We start from the raw sequence: 14,472 nt of genomic DNA, 5'->3' as shown, positions 1-14,472 counted from the left end.
CCTTCCCCAGCAGGTGGGCGCACCCCGCCCCGATGCTCGTGTAGGGCTGGCAGCGTCACCGCCACCAGCCCCACACGCGTCGCATCACTTCGGGGCGTTCTGCGATTCGATGACGAGCTTGCCGGACTTGATGTCGTCCGTGAGCTTGGTCAGGTCTGCCTTGAGTTCCGCGGACACCTTGTCGTCGAAATCGTGGAACGGGGCGATCGAGACACCGCCGTTGGCCAGCGTGCCCACGTACGGGGTCGAGCTGAACTTGCCGTTCACCGAGTCCTGGATCGCCTGCTCGACAGAGGCACCGATCTCCTTCATGACCGAGGTCAGCACGATCGAGGAGTAGTCGGGGTTGGCCTCGTACCAGTCGGAGTCAACGCCGATGATCCAGGTGTTTCCATCCGCCTTGGCGGCCGCCGCAGCGCCCAGGCCGACCGGTCCCGCAACGGGCATGATGATGTCCGCGCCCTGGGAGATGAACTGCTGCGCCTGCTCCTTGCCGAGCGTCTGATCGTCGAAGGACTGCGTGAAGGAGCCGTTCTGCGTGGCCTTGTCCCAGCCGAGCAGCTGCACGTTCGTGCCCTTGGCCTTGTTGTATGCCGCGACGCCGTCAGCGAAGCCATCCATGAACACCGTCACCGAGGGGATCTGGATACCGCCGAAGGTGGCGACCTTGCCGGTCTTGGTCATGCCCGCGGCCACGTAGCCTGCCAGGTAGGCGGCCTCAGCGGTGTTGAACAGCAGCGGACGCGCGTTGTCCAGCGTCACCGTGTTGTTGTTACCGTCGTTGAAGCTGGAGTCGATGAGGGCGTAGTGCACGTCCTTGTTCTCGTCGGCGGAGGTGTGGACGGCCTTCTCCAGGTTGAATCCGACGCCGATGATCAGGTTGCAGCCGTCGGAGACCATGGACTCAACGTTCGGGTTGAAGTCCGCGTCCGAGTTGGACTCGGCCGTGTTGATCTGGATTCCGAGGCTCGTCTGGGAGGCCTTGAGGCCCTCGTAAGCGGACTCGTTGAAGGACTTGTCGTCCCAGCCGCCGGCGTCAGAGACCGCGCAGGCCTTGAACGAGGTGGCATCCTTCGCCCCGCCGGACTGGCTGGTGGCGGTTCCTCCGCCGCCGCCACAGCCGGCCAAGGCGAGCGTTGCAACTCCCGCAGCGGCGAGGAGCTTCGTGAGGTGCTTCATGAGTGTTTTCCTCCGTTGATGTGGATTCTTCCTTGATCCGGTGGCGGCGCGGGCCGCGGATCGTGTCCACGCAGCCGATGCGCGAACATTTGTCATGATCGACTTTTACGTCTGATCCGAGTCTCCCGCGCCGCCACCGGCGTGTCAAGAACAACTAGTTCTCGCTTTGGTAACGATTCGCACGTCGACGAGCGAGAACCCCCGCGCCGCCGATTGCGGCGATGGCCGCCGCGCCGAGCAGCGCCTCGGCGTAGGCACCGGTGCGGGCCAGCCCGCCCCGCTTAGCACTCGGGCTGGGCGAGGCGGAGGGCGTCGGAGCACTCGGCGTCGCGTCACCACCGGCGTCGGGGGTCGGGGACGGCTGGGCGGCACTGTCTCCGGCGCAGGTCACGGGGATCGTGAGGCCATCCCCGGCCTCGACGACCGTCGCGAAGTCGGTGGCGACCGTGACAGGGACGTTCACGACCTCGCCGGCCGCCTTGCCCTCGCAGGCACCCACGACCGTCACGTCCACGCTCGCCTGTCCCGCACCATCCGTCGTGATGACCGAGGCGGCGTCGGAGGCGTGCGCGTCCACGAGGGAGTTGTCGACCTCGGCCACGGCCTGCGCTCCCCCGGCGCTCACGCGCACTTTCGAGGTGATGGAGGGCCCCTCGGAGAAGGACAGGCCGCGCAGCGGAATCGTCACCGTCGAGCCGTCGGCCACCGCTTCGGTGGGCAGGGTCAGGCCGATGGAGGACTTGGCCTCGCGCGGGCTCAGCCCTCCCTCAGCCTGGACCGAACGGGCCCGGCCTCCCGAGTGCGCGCCCAGATAGGCGTTGAAGGAATCGCGGTCCAGGTTGCCGTTCGTCGTGGCAGCTCCCCCGCGGGTCAGGGCCTCGAAGGAGTCGCCACCCTCCAGCAGGAAGGACACGGAGCCGACCGTGTACGTCGCGTCGGCCTTCAGCGGCTCACCGTTGATCGTCACCGACGTGATGCGCTGGCCATAGGGTTTGGCTGGGTCGTAGGTATAGCGCACGTTCGAGGAGAGGCCCAGCTTGAGCATCGGCCTGGAGTTCTGTGAGTTCAGGTCCGTCTTCCACTGCTGCTCGAGCACGTCCTTGACGTCCGATCCCTTCAGGGTGACGTATCCCAGCTCATCGGAGAAAGGCATGACCTCATACGTCTGCGCGTAGGTGATCGTGCCGTCCTCGTTCGGCACCAGGTCGGCACGCAGGCCGCCCGCCATGATCATGCCGATGTCAACGCTCTTTCCATCCGGGGTCAGGATCGTTTCGCGCAGGGAATCCGCCACCAGGTCGCCCAGGGAGGATTCGATGCCTCGGTTCGATCCGGGGTCCGTGGCCCCCTCGGGCGTCGTAAAGACGCCGCGCCTGAAGGCCTCCGTGTAGCCCGTGGCGACGACGCGCTTCCCGGCTTCCTTCGAGTCGGACTCAGCTTGGTCGACGATCGCCTGGGTGTCGGGGTCCGAGCCGCACTGGGCAACCTCTGCGGCCGGAATGAGGATCGAGTCAGCACTCGTGACCTGACGCGTCACGGGATCGATCGTCAGGCGGATGAGTCCCAGATTGTCCGTGTAGGAGCCCGACGCGATACCCGCCAGCAGGGGGTTGGCCGAGTCGAAACGCTCGTGGGAGTTGACGTGGTCGAACTCGTAGGGCACGTGGGTGTCGCCGCCCATCAGGCCGTCCACGTCCTTGCCGACCTTCGGGTAGTTGTTCTTCACGTCGTCGTCGAGCATCGCAATGACGACGTCGGCCTTCCCACTGCCCTTGAGCTCGGCTGCCAGGTCATTGATGCGCTTGATGGGGTCCGTGAAGGTCAGGCCGGCCGTCGTTCCAGGACTGAGTTTGTAGGGAACGTCCTGAGCGATCGCACCGATGAAAGCTACCTTCATGCCCGACGGTGACGTCCACAGCTTGTAGTCCCCGAGGTAGGGCGTGCCGTCCCCGTAGGTACCCATGCCCTCGATGTTGGCTCCCAGGTACGGGAAGGTGGCCTGCACGAACTCGCCCGGGTTGGACCCGTCGACGCGCTGTTTGAAGACGGCCTGCCCCATGTCCAGCTCGTGGTTGCCGATTGTCGAGGCCAGGGGGTTCATCGTGTTGAGGGCCGCGATGGTCGGGTTGTCCTTCAGCGCGCCGGAGATGTAGGGGGACGCGCCAATGTTGTCTCCCAGCAGCGTGAACGAGGAGTTCGGGTTCGCCTGGCGCGCTTTCTTCAGGTAGCAGTTCATCGCAGGCAGCCCCGCCTCGCGCACTGTGCCCTTCTTGGCGACCTGCTGGATGTGTCCGTGCACGTCCGTGAGGTTGTAGAGGTCCAGGGTGATCGGCGCGTCGGCACCTGGCGGAGCCGCGAGCGCGGCAGCCGGCAGGGAGGCCAGGGTCAGGGCGGCCGCCGAAGCGAGGGCGAGGCGTGTCCATGGTCTGCGCATGGGTGTGTTCCTTTCATCGGTGCGGTGTCGGTGCCGCATCCTGGGTGGTGGGTTTGACGTGCCCGGTGTCAGCCGCGGCGACGGGTACGGCGCGAGAGGAGGATGAGTCCGCCGCCCGCTGCGGCGAGGATGATCCCGAGGCCGATCGCCCGGTCGGTGTCCGAGCCGGTGTGCGGAAGGCCGCGCTGGGGACGCGTCGCGCGCGGGGGTGCCCCGTGGGAGAAGACCGGGTCCATCTGGGCGGTGCCGGGCCGGGGTGCGGGTGAGGGGGTCTCGGAGGGGGCAGGGGTCTCAGGCGCGGTGGGCGAAGGCGCGGTATCATCGGCGCGAAGGAGCGTAAGGCCGATGATCTCGGGGTTGTGGTCCGAGGAGCGGTAGGGGTTGTCGGCCTCAATGGTCAGGTGGGCGTTCATCCCTGCCCTCGAGTATTCGAAGGCGATGGACTCCTGAGCGTTGACGGCCCAGCTGGTGACTCCGGAGAGGAGGGGCTTCGCTGCCGCATTCGAGAAGACGTGGTCGAGGGAGCCGGAGCGCCCGGCGTAGACGTAGGAGGCCTCGCCCGCTCCAGACACGCGCGCCCAGCCCGAGGCCTCGAGGGCCTTGATTGGGTCCTCCTGCGAGTAGGAGTTGAAGTCGCCGACGAGGAGGGTCGGTTTGTCCGCGAAGCGGGCGGCGAAGGAGGCGAGCGACGTGGCCTGGGCGACGCGGATCGCGTTCGCGTTTCCTTGCCCATCCCCGTTGTCGACGTTGCCGGGAGGCGCGCCCTCGGGCACGGACCCCTTGGACTTGAAGTGGTTGCCGATGACGACGAAGGTGGCGGGGGCGGCTCTCTGCCCGGTGACGCGCGCGAACTCCTGGGCCAGGGGCTGTCGCGCCAGTCCCGTGAATGCCGGGTCGTCGTGGATCAGCGAGGGGCCGACGGGGGCGATGGTCGCGGGCTTGTAGATGAACGCGATGCGGATGACATCTTCGCCCTGGGGGACGGAAGGCGGCGAGGGCACGTACGCCCACGTTCCATCGCCCGCTGCCTTGTTGAGGGCCTCGACGAGGCGCGCGAGGGTGGCATCTCGGTCCGTTCCCACGCCCACCGCGACGGGGTTTTCGATCTCCTCGAGGGCGACCACATCGGCACCCAGAGCGTTGATCGCGCTGACGATCTTGGCCTCCTGGTTGGCGAAGGCCTCGCGCGAGAATGCGCCGCGCACCTTGCACTTCTTGGCCGTCACGAAGGCACCCGTACGGTCCGGGTAACCCGAGCAACCGGACTCGTCAACGCCCAGGTCGGAAAAGTAGTTGAGCACGTTGAACGTAGCTACTCGCGTGTCCCCACCAACCGTGGGCGGGCTCGGGCGCTCCCCGGTGATGGTCACGGGCGAACGATCGGGGTGCCCAGCGACCATGGAGGTCGGCTGGAAGACCAATGAACCGTGCCGGGGCTCGAGGACCACGGGCTTGGTGAAGGACACGTGGTAGCCGACGCGCGCGGGCGAGCCGTTCGCCAGGTAAGCGTAGGCCACCTCGGTGGCGGCCCCCTTCAGCAGGTTCGTGTTGGTGCCGTCGTCGAGCGCGATCGCGCGGGCCGCGTTGGCGGCCTCGTAGTCGCGGGCGGCCTGCCCGGGAGCCACCACGTCCGTGGCCGAGCGCAGCGGGCTCTCACCCGGGGTGAGGGTCAGGGTGCCGTATTGGTTCGTCTGGTAGTTGTCGGTGATGGTCCATGTGCCCTGGGGTGCGAGGAGCATGGACTCGAGGGCCTCGGCCTCGTCCGACGTGGGGACGCGGGTCGCCGGGATGGGCGTCGGTTCCTGGCATCCCTGGACCACGCTGACGGAGGTCACGGCCAGCTGGGTGAGGCTCTGGGGGTTGCCCTTCGCACTCGTCGCGGGGAACTCACCGACCGTGCCGGTGACGCGCACGCAGGTGCCCGGGGCCGGGATCTCGCCTTTCTTGCCCGCGTAGACGAAGAGGCCGTCGGAGCGCGTGCGCCCCGGCTCCCACGTTCCACCCGAGCCGGGGGTCTGGATCGTGTATCCATCAATCGTCGCGCCCAGCCCCGACTCGTTGGCGGGGTAAGCGGCGGTCACGACGCCGACCGTCGTCACGGTGGCCCCCACCATCGCGGAATCGTCCCCGCCGCCTACGGCCTGAATGTCGGGGATCGCAGTATCGACGAGGCCGGCGCTGGACTCTGCGGACTGCGCGGATCCCTCGGGGAGGGAAGTCTCCGCCGGCTGCGTCGGTTGAACAGGCTGCGCAGCGGCCGACTGGGGTTGCACCGCATCAGCCTGCGACACTCCCGGCCCTCCCGACTGCGTTACCTGACCGGACTGCGCAGAATCCGACCGGTGCGCATCGACCGCCCACGACGCGGGTACAAGCCCCGCCGCGGACAGCGCAAGCGCGCCGAACACAGCTAGTGTTCGTGTCCCGTACCTCATCGGGATATCCTCTCAACCTCACCTCACCGTGAGGGGCCGACGAGCCCCATGCCGCAGACGTCTTTACCAACGGCAACACGAGTTATAACAAGTGTAACGTCGTGCGCATACGTGCGGAAGCGATTGAGAACATTCCCTGAAATACAAGCCTTCGTCGGGAGCACACACACGAGCGCACGGCCGCCCCGGCCTCGTCACGCTCAGTGAGCGCGAGTCAGGACGCCGAGTACGGGGAGACGACCACCTGGGCGCGCTGGAGGTCCTTGACCTCCGAGTATCCCGTCGAGGCCATGGTCCGCTTGAGGGCTCCCACGAAGTTCAGGGAACTGTCCGCGCGCGTCGAGGGGCCGTAGAGGATTTGCTCAAGCGTGCCCGTCGTGCCGACGTGGACGCGCTGGCCGCGCGGCATGTCCGGGTGGGTCGCCTCGGATCCCCAGTGCCAGCCCCGTCCCGGAGCCTCCTCCGCGCGGGCGATGGCTGCGCCGAGCATGACGGCGTCCGCGCCGCAAGCGATCGCGCGCGCCAGGTCGCCGCTGCGGCCGATGCCGCCGTCCGCGATGACGTGCACGTAGCGGCCGCCGGACTCGTCCATGTAGTCGCGCCTGGCAGCGGCCACGTCCGCAATCGCGGTCGCCATGGGCGCGTGCACGCCCAGGGACTGGCGCGTCGAGTGGGCCGCTCCCCCACCAAAGCCGACGAGGACGCCAGCCGCGCCCGTTCGCATCAGGTGCAGGGCCGCCGTATCCGTGCAGACGCCGCCCACGATGACGGGGACGTCCAGCTCGTAGATGAAGCGCTTGAGGTTGAGGGGCTCGCGGCGCGAGGACACGTGCTCGGCAGACACGGTCGAGCCGCGAATGATGAACAGGTCGACGCCCGCGTCCACGACCGCGCGCCAGTACTTCTGCACGCGCTGGGGCGAGAGCTTGCCGGCGACAACCACGCCGGCCTCGCGCAGCTGCTTGAGACGCGCGGTGATCAGCGAGGGCTTGATCGGCTCGGAGTAGACACGCTGAAGGGTCGCGATCGACTCCTCTTCACCCAGGTGAGCGATGCGGTCGAGGATCGGCGTGGGGTCCTCGTAGCGGGTCCACAGCCCGTCCAGGTCGAGCACGCCGATGCCACCGAGACGACCGAAAGCAATCGCGGTCTCCGGGCTCATCACCGAGTCCATCGGGGCGGCCATCAGGGGGATATCGACGTGGTAGGCGTCGATCTGCCAGCCAACGTTGACATCCTCAGGGTCACGGGTGCGCCGCGAGGGCACGAGGGCGATATCGTCCAGCGTGTAGGCGCGGCGTCCGCGCTTGCCACGACCGATTTCCACTTCGTCGCTCATGACCCGATTCTACTGCCTACGGGACGCAGATGTGCCCACCCTCTGCCACACTGGGGTCACCGGCAAGGCTAGGAGCAATCATGAGCTGGATCGACGACCCGTGGATGGGTTTTGACACCGAGACGACGGGCGTGCGCGCGCTCAAGGACCGCCTCGTCACCGCCGCGCTGGTGCTGCGCATCGACGGCGCGTCCTACCGCAGCGGCGTCAGCGCCCCCGACCAGGTGGCCACGTGGCTGACCGACCCGGGCGTCGAGATCCCCGAGCAGGCCACGGCCGTCCACGGCATCACGACCGAGCAGGCACGACGCGATGGCCGCCCCATCGAGGAGGTTCTGCACGAACTGGCTGGCTCCATCGTCGAGCACTGGCTGCGCGGCTACCCGGTCGTCGCCTTCAACGCCACCTACGACATCACGCTGGTCAACCAGGAGCTGCGCCGCCACCGCCTGGGCTCCTTCGAGGAACGCCTGGAGGGCGCGCCGATGCTAATCGTCGACCCATTGGTGTTGGACCGTAAGCTCGACCGCTTCCGCAAGGGCAAGAAGACGCTGACGGAGATGGCGCCCGTCTACGGGGCGGTCGCCTCCCCCGACGCTCACACGGCCGAGGTCGATGTCGCCATGACGCTCGACGTGCTCGCCGGCATGGTGGACAAGTACCCGCAGCTGGCGTCCATGAGCGCCCTGGAGCTCATGGACTACCAGCTCCAGGCTCACCAGGATTGGGCCGAGGACTTCGAGAAGTACCTGCGTGAGCAGGGCAAGGACGCGAACATCGACCGCGAATGGCCCCAGATCACGCCGCGAGGCCGCGGCGACGACCAGGAGTAAGAACGCTTCGGGCGGGGGTCGGCGGGTGCCGGCCCCCGTTTTCGTTGTGTCTGAGGTGTCCAACGCGCACGGGGCTTGCATGAAAAGCCTGGAGGGCGCTTGTACGAGCTGCGTGGAGATACCTGGACGAGGCAGTGGCGGGGTTCCGGTGGAATCCTGGGGCGCCGCGGGCGACGGGCCGCGGCAGAGCAGAGCGTGGCCACAGCGGAATCACCACACCTTGCCGGATAAAGTCGCACATAATTACCCGCGGTCATTCTTCGAGCACCATCCAAAACGTTGCAATTCCAACGATGCCATTTCAAGGTTTGCGGTAGTCGTAGGGGAATTACGCGCGACATTGGTGAGGAAGGCTTGGAGGGTGCCGGCGGCATAGCTAGCAGGGAACCTGCTTATCCAGACGGCCTTCAGGTACGCGTTGGAATTCTGGACAGGAAACGCTGTTCTGGATAAGAAAAACAGTTCTGGATAGGTTATTAACCTATCCAGAAGGTTGTTTCCTATCCAGTTCCGGCGTCTCTCGAACCGCTCGAGTAGCATGCCCCAAGCAACCGAAGAAGTCGGGAGCGCCAACACAGCTACACCCTCAGCGACGAGCATTGTTGCGATTGGTTGTGCCTCAAACCTGGACGTCATGCACCAGTTAGGGGGCATGACGCCACCTCCGAACTGGTGCAATACCCAGCTAAGTGGTGTAACACCACTTAGCAACAAGCATAAATGCGGCACACATCCAGATAACAGAGCCGCGTCATCGCGTCCGTGCGCGAGGTGCTTAACACGCGCCACGCGCCACCAGTGTGGAGAGCGCCGGCGGGCCCGACGGCGCCTGGAACACCGGTGGCGCTACAGGCTCACTTTTCCTTGATGAGGTCCAGCCACGTGCGGCGCTCGCCCACGAGGAAGCCGAAGTCGCGGTTCTGGTCCGCGATGGCGGCGTCGGTCGCGGGGTTCTTGATGAGGGCGGCCAGCACGTCGGGGGCGGCGGTGATGGCGCCTACACCCTGGCGGACCAGCTCGAGGACCTGCTCGGAGTTCTTGAAGGACGCGGCCAAGACATCGGCCTTCAGGTCGTAGGAGCGCAGGGTGCGGTGAATTTCCGAGGCGACGCGCACGCCGTCGATGCCGTAGTTGTCCATACGGTTGACGTAGGGGGCAACGTAGCGGGCGCCGGCCTTGGCGGCCATGAAGCCCTGCATCGAGGAGTGGATGCCGGTAGCGGTCACCTGCATGCCTTCGCGCACGATGCGCGGGATAGCAGCAAAGCCCTCGCGCGTGACGGGGAGCTTGATGAAGAGGTTGCCGCCGATTTCGCCGCGCAGGGCGCGGGCCTCGGCGACCATGTCGTCGGCGCGCTGGGAGACGATCTGAACGTGCAGCTGGGCGCCATCGGGCAGGACGGACTTGATCGCGTGGAGGACCTCGAGGGGTTCCTTGCCTTCGCGGTACAGGATCGTCGGGTTGGTCGTCACGCCGTCGATGGGCAGGTATTCGAGGGTCTTGGCGATGGAATCGACGTTCGCATGATCGATGAGGATGAGCATGTGAGCAGCTCCTTTGCGCTGTTGTGAGTTTTCGCACCCCTAGGATAGCGCGGGCGGGAGCAGCCCACCGACTGCTCCCGCCCATTACGAACACTCTGCCTGCGATTACCTCGCCGAAGAGGAGTGGTAGTTCGGCGCTTCCGTCGTCATCTGCACGTCGTGCGGGTGCGACTCGCGCAGGCCCGCACTGGTGATACGCACGAAGCGGCCGTTGGCCTTGACCTGGGAGATCGTCGAGGCACCCAGGTAGAACATGGTCTGGTGCAGGCCGCCGACGAGCTGGTAGATGACCTGGGCGAGGGAGCCGGTGTAGGGCACCTGACCCTCGATGCCCTCGGGGACGATCTTGTCGTCGGAGGTGACGTCGGCCTGGAAGTAGCGATCCTTGGAGTAGGACTTACGCCCGCGCGAGCTCATCGCGCCGAGCGAGCCCATGCCGCGATAGCGCTTGAACTGCTTGCCGTTGGTGAACACGACCTCGCCCGGGGACTCCTCGCAGCCGGCCAGCAGGGAGCCGAGCATGACGGTGTCGGCGCCGGCCACGAGGGCCTTGCCGATGTCGCCCGAGTACTGCAAGCCGCCGTCCGCGATGAGCGGGACTCCGGCGGGGCCACAGGCCTTGGCGGCCAGGTGGATCGCGGTGATCTGGGGGACGCCGACGCCGGCGACGACGCGGGTCGTGCAGATCGAGCCGGGGCCCACGCCAACCTTGACGGCGTCGACGCCCGCGTCGATGAGCGCCTGGGCACCCTCGGTCGTGGCGACGTTACCGCCGATGATGTCAATGCCCTCAAACGTCGGATCGGCCTTAATGCGGCGGATCATGTCGAGAGCGAGCTGGGCGCCACCGTTCGCGGTATCGACGACGAGGACGTCCACGCCGGCCTCGGCCAGGGCGGTGGCGCGCTCCCAGGTGTCGCCCCAGTAGCCGACGGCCGCGCCGACGACGAGGCGGCCGCGCGAGTCCTTGGTGGCGTTGGGGTACTGCTCGGTCTTAACGAAGTCCTTGACGGTGATGAGGCCGGTCAGGTGGTCGTTGTCGTCGACGATGGGCAGCTTTTCGACGCGGTGCTCGGCCAGCAGGTGCTTGGCGTGTTCGCGGGAGATGCCGACCTGGCCGACGACCAGCTGGTCGCGCGGGGTCATGCAGTCGCGCACGTGCAGGGTGGCCCACTCGTCCTGGGGGACGAAGCGCAGGTCGCGGTTCGTGATAATGCCCAGGAGGGTACCGTCCTCGTTCACGACGGGCAGGCCGGAGACGCGGTAGTGGCCGCACAGGCTGTCGAGTTCGTCGATGGTGGCGTCGGGGCCGACGGTCACCGGGTCTTCAACCATGCCGGATTCGCTGCGCTTGACCTGGCGGACCTGCGCGGCCTGTTCCTCGATAGAGAGGTTGCGGTGAAGGATGCCAATGCCGCCCTGGCGGGCCATGGCGATGGCCATGCGCGCCTCGGTGACCGTGTCCATAGCGGCGGACAGGAGCGGGATGCGCAGCGAAGTGTTCTTCGTCAGGCGACTGCTCGTGTCAACGGATGAAGGAACGACGTCCGTGAGCTCGGGTAGGAGCAGGACGTCGTCGTAGGTGAGGCCGGTCAGGCCGAAAGGATCATGTGTAGCGAGTTCTCCCATAGGCCAATTGTAGGCGGTCGGTGGCGCTTTCGCGTAGTCGCTTCCGCGCACGCCTCGAAGCCGGGTATCGGGGGACGAGGCCGGGGACCGTCAGCAATCGTCAGGAGGATGCGCTCTGGCTGGCCTGAGAGGCGTAGCGGGCTGCGGTCGCTCCGGTGACTGTCAGATGGATCGGGGCGGCGCCTCGTGCCAGCATGCGGGCGGCGGTGAGGGCGTCGGGGCGCCCCTCCCACACGAGCATGGAGACGGAGCCGTCGGGGGCGACCTCATGGATCCAACGGCCCATGCCGGCGCGCGCGTGGGAGTCGGCCCAAGCGATGGCGCGGGCGTAGTCGACGGCGAGGTCCTCGGCGCGCGAGGAGTCCACGACCTCGGCAAGGACGCGGGCGGCGCTGGCAGCCTCGCACACGACCCAGTGCATGCGTTGGGGGGCGGCGACACTGCCGGTGGGATCGAGGGTGTAGACGATGCCGCCCACACCCTCGGTGGTCCATCCGTCGGCGAGGGCGCGGTCGTAGAGCGCGGTCGCGGTGTCGATCATCCATGGGCCGGGTTTTTCGCCCATGTGGGTGAGGATCGCGTAGGTCTGCCCGATGAGGCGGGCGGCCTTGAATCCGAGGCCGGGGAGCGTATCTCCGGGTCGGATGAGCTCAACGGGAGCCTGATCGCAGGAGGCGGGCAGGGGGCGCCATTCCTCGTCGTAGAGGTCGGGCAGGGCGAAGGCGCAGCGCGCGGCGATCTCTCCGACGAGGCGCAGGATCGAGCGCGCGCGGTCGAACCAGACGCGCTCCCCCGTCGCTTCCCAGGCGGCCAGGTAGGCCTGGGCGGTGTCGAGGTTGGTGGAGAGTCGACGCAGGGGCGAACGAGCGCCGGTCGCGGCATCAACCTCTTCGCGCACGGCTCCGGCGCACGCGTCCCACCAGCGTTGATCCTGGTCCGCTTCGAGGTCGGCGAGCAGGCCACGCGCCTCCTCGTGCCCGACCATGGCGGCAGCGGCGGCCGCACCGATCATCGCGGACTGTGCACGCTGGGACAAGACCGCGCGAGGAACGGGGGTGGCGCTGTTCTCTGAGGTGGGCACAACCTCCGCGTACCAGGAGCCATTCGGAGCGCGCAGGGGACCTGCGAGGGCGGCCAGGCCGTGGTCGACGAGGTGCACGGCACCCTCAATGCCTCGCATCTGCGCGAGGGCAAAGACGTGGGTCATCCGGGCGCTGATGCGCGCGTCGAGGGGACGCCCGAGGTCGACCTGACCATCGGCGCGCAGGAAGGCGAAACCGACCCGCGCCTTCGACCGGGAAGCAAAGGCGACGAGCGCGCCAAAATCGGCGTCAAAAGCGCGGCGCAGATCTTCGTTGTTCCAGGGGGCGTTCATGACTGTTCTCCTGCCGGTACGTGCCTTCACGGTATCACCTGTCCAGGCACCGCGGGCGAACGTGGGGGCCGCGTGCGCGCAGTTGAGGGCGCAACTGCGCGCGAGCCGTCAAAGGCGTCAGGAGCGACCGACGAGCTCCAGGTCGGCCTGGGGCGCGAGGAGGGCGAGGGCCTCCTCGACGCAGGCACTAATGGTGCGCACGCGCTGAACCTGTGGCGAGAGGATCTCGGGGGCGTCCGCTCCCACCATGATCGTGGGAACCCCGTATCGTGCGACGAGGTTTGCCACCGTTTGCGCGCATTCGGGACCGCATCCGAGGACGACGGTGAGCGCGGGGACGCCTCCGCGCACATACTCGCGGAAGCGTTCGGTGGTGCTGACACCGCCGTAGTTTTCGCTGGAGAGCATGCGCACGTCGCAGCCGTACCAGGCCAGAGCGACGCCGATGACCTGGGCGGCGGTCTCGTGGAGCGAGTCGGAGATGATCGCAACGCGGTCCCCTCCGACGAGGGAGCGGGCGGGGCGGGACTGATAGACGGAGCGGCACACGCGCTGGAAGGCGTTGACCAGCATGAGGGCGGGCGCACTGCCGATGGGTTCGCCACCCGGAGCAGAGCGCAGAGATTTGAGGGTGGGTTCGACGAATCGCGACCACGTATGGACGAGGCCATGGCTGGCGACGGCCGCCTCGATCACTTCTTCGAGGCGTTGGTAGTCGTCGGAGAGGGCAACGGAGCGCAGCTGGGCGGCGTTCGCAGGGCCTCGACGAGGCAGAAGTGTGCTTTCTGCGAGGGCCCGCTTGGCGGCCTCGGCGGCGGACATGCCGGCACGCACGTGGTGGATCATGGCGCGCAGACGGTCAACGTCCTCGGGCTGGTAACGACGTCGCTCACCGGCTTCACGCTGCGCGGGGCCGAGGCCGTAGCGTCGTTCCCAGGTGCGCAGGGTGGAGGGGGATACTCCCAGTTCATCGGACACCGAGGACATGGTGCGGGAGCGGTCGGCGTGCGCCGATTGCGCCAGTATGGCTCGTGGCATGTCCGCTCCCTCCGGTCCTTGTCCGTACCCTGCTCTGATTCTTGCGTGTTCGCAGCGCGCACGCCACAGGAAGGGATATGACACCCACATCCAAGTTGTTCAAAAAGTTATTCACAATCTGTTCACACTGCACACCATACGTTTCTCCACGTTTTCACAGTACGGGCACGCTCGATCTGAGAACTGGCTCATAATTCGAGAAAGATCCTTGAATAACTACCGCACAAGTGTCTATTCTTGCCGACATCGTGTGCCGAAAATGTCGGCACGACAGACATGAAGGAGGCACCCAATGACTGACGTCTCCCGTCTGCCCGGACCCATGATCGACGCGTGGGAATGGCAGTACGAAGCGGCGTGCCGAGACCTGGACACCGAGCTGTTCTTCCACCCCGAGGGTGAGCGCGGCTCCACGCGCCGACGCCGTGCAGCAAACGCTAAGGCAATCTGCGCGACCTGCCCGGTTATCGAGCAGTGCCGGTCTTACGCTCTGGCCGCTCAGGAGCCTTACGGCATCTGGGGTGGAATGACTGAAGAAGAACGACGCGAAGAGATCCGCTCCTCTGGACGCGGTCGCCGCGTCTCCTAACGCGCATCCATTTTTCCGGTGCGGCATCGCCACCGCGATGCCGCACCATTTTACTGCCCGACACAACGCCCATCCTC

General features: G+C 66.8%; 10 protein-coding genes. 2 read left to right on the top strand and 8 right to left on the bottom strand.

The genetic code is table 11. The features are described 5' to 3' along the window. Window positions 1–84: 84 nt before the first annotated feature. The 4 genes from FOC40_RS03360 to FOC40_RS03345 all read right to left on the bottom strand — a co-directional run bounded on the left by FOC40_RS03360 (window position 85) and on the right by FOC40_RS03345 (window position 7,387). Complete coding sequence (locus FOC40_RS03360) at window positions 85–1,179, bottom strand: BMP family lipoprotein (protein ID WP_003790451.1); 1,095 nt, start codon at window positions 1,177–1,179, stop codon at window positions 85–87. 154 nt (window positions 1,180–1,333) lie between these two features. Further along, window positions 1,334–3,613 (bottom strand): bifunctional metallophosphatase/5'-nucleotidase, encoded by a 2,280-nt coding sequence (locus FOC40_RS03355; protein ID WP_003795552.1) that lies wholly within the window; start codon window positions 3,611–3,613, stop codon window positions 1,334–1,336. A gap of 68 nt (window positions 3,614–3,681) precedes the next feature. After that, on the bottom strand, window positions 3,682–6,048 hold the full coding sequence (locus tag FOC40_RS03350; RefSeq protein ID WP_003795555.1) for an ExeM/NucH family extracellular endonuclease: 2,367 nt from the start codon (window positions 6,046–6,048) through the stop codon (window positions 3,682–3,684). Window positions 6,049–6,262: 214 nt separating this feature from the next. Further along, complete coding sequence (locus FOC40_RS03345; RefSeq protein WP_155844114.1) at window positions 6,263–7,387, bottom strand: GuaB3 family IMP dehydrogenase-related protein; 1,125 nt, start codon at window positions 7,385–7,387, stop codon at window positions 6,263–6,265. An 80-nt stretch (window positions 7,388–7,467) separates the two neighbouring features. On the opposite strand from FOC40_RS03345, the gene FOC40_RS03340 reads away from it, so the two are divergent. Then, window positions 7,468–8,220, top strand: coding sequence for an exonuclease domain-containing protein (locus tag FOC40_RS03340; RefSeq protein ID WP_003795564.1), 753 nt, complete (start codon window positions 7,468–7,470; stop codon window positions 8,218–8,220). An 854-nt stretch (window positions 8,221–9,074) separates the two neighbouring features. Here the strand turns inward: FOC40_RS03340 and FOC40_RS03335 are convergent. The 4 genes from FOC40_RS03335 to FOC40_RS03320 form a co-directional block, all read right to left on the bottom strand. Beyond that, a complete protein-coding gene (locus FOC40_RS03335) occupies window positions 9,075–9,764 on the bottom strand; it encodes a transaldolase family protein (RefSeq protein ID WP_003795568.1) in 690 nt (229 codons plus the stop codon). 105 nt (window positions 9,765–9,869) lie between these two features. Next, entirely contained in the window at window positions 9,870–11,393 is a 1,524-nt protein-coding gene (guaB, locus tag FOC40_RS03330) for an IMP dehydrogenase (RefSeq protein WP_003795571.1), read from the bottom strand. A gap of 100 nt (window positions 11,394–11,493) precedes the next feature. Then, window positions 11,494–12,768 carry an AGE family epimerase/isomerase gene (locus FOC40_RS03325; protein ID WP_003795575.1) on the bottom strand — a complete coding sequence of 425 codons (1,275 nt, stop codon included), beginning with the start codon at window positions 12,766–12,768 and terminating at the stop codon, window positions 11,494–11,496. Window positions 12,769–12,885: 117 nt separating this feature from the next. After that, window positions 12,886–13,806 carry a MerR family transcriptional regulator gene (locus FOC40_RS03320; protein WP_003795577.1) on the bottom strand — a complete coding sequence of 307 codons (921 nt, stop codon included), beginning with the start codon at window positions 13,804–13,806 and terminating at the stop codon, window positions 12,886–12,888. A gap of 292 nt (window positions 13,807–14,098) precedes the next feature. Between FOC40_RS03320 and FOC40_RS03315 the strand changes: the two genes are divergently transcribed. After that, on the top strand, window positions 14,099–14,395 hold the full coding sequence (locus FOC40_RS03315; protein WP_003790481.1) for a WhiB family transcriptional regulator: 297 nt from the start codon (window positions 14,099–14,101) through the stop codon (window positions 14,393–14,395). The last annotated feature ends 77 nt before the right edge of the window (window positions 14,396–14,472 follow it).

Origin of the sequence: Schaalia odontolytica, from assembly GCF_009730335.1 — a bacterium.
Classification (GTDB): Bacteria; Actinomycetota; Actinomycetes; order Actinomycetales; family Actinomycetaceae; genus Pauljensenia; species Pauljensenia dentiphila.
The sequence above is the reverse complement of the archived record's forward strand: the minus strand, read 5'-3'. Positions and strand labels throughout refer to the sequence as shown.

Coding starts and splice junctions, on each gene's coding strand:
- FOC40_RS03360 (WP_003790451.1), bottom strand. CDS start 1,179: ATGAAGCACCTCACGAAGCTCCTCGCCGCTGCGGGAGTTGCAACGCTC.
- FOC40_RS03355 (WP_003795552.1), bottom strand. CDS start 3,613: ATGCGCAGACCATGGACACGCCTCGCCCTCGCTTCGGCGGCCGCCCTG.
- FOC40_RS03350 (WP_003795555.1), bottom strand. CDS start 6,048: ATGAGGTACGGGACACGAACACTAGCTGTGTTCGGCGCGCTTGCGCTG.
- FOC40_RS03345 (WP_155844114.1), bottom strand. CDS start 7,387: ATGAGCGACGAAGTGGAAATCGGTCGTGGCAAGCGCGGACGCCGCGCC.
- FOC40_RS03340 (WP_003795564.1), top strand. CDS start 7,468: ATGAGCTGGATCGACGACCCGTGGATGGGTTTTGACACCGAGACGACG.
- FOC40_RS03335 (WP_003795568.1), bottom strand. CDS start 9,764: ATGCTCATCCTCATCGATCATGCGAACGTCGATTCCATCGCCAAGACC.
- guaB (WP_003795571.1), bottom strand. CDS start 11,393: ATGGGAGAACTCGCTACACATGATCCTTTCGGCCTGACCGGCCTCACC.
- FOC40_RS03325 (WP_003795575.1), bottom strand. CDS start 12,768: ATGAACGCCCCCTGGAACAACGAAGATCTGCGCCGCGCTTTTGACGCC.
- FOC40_RS03320 (WP_003795577.1), bottom strand. CDS start 13,806: ATGCCACGAGCCATACTGGCGCAATCGGCGCACGCCGACCGCTCCCGC.
- FOC40_RS03315 (WP_003790481.1), top strand. CDS start 14,099: ATGACTGACGTCTCCCGTCTGCCCGGACCCATGATCGACGCGTGGGAA.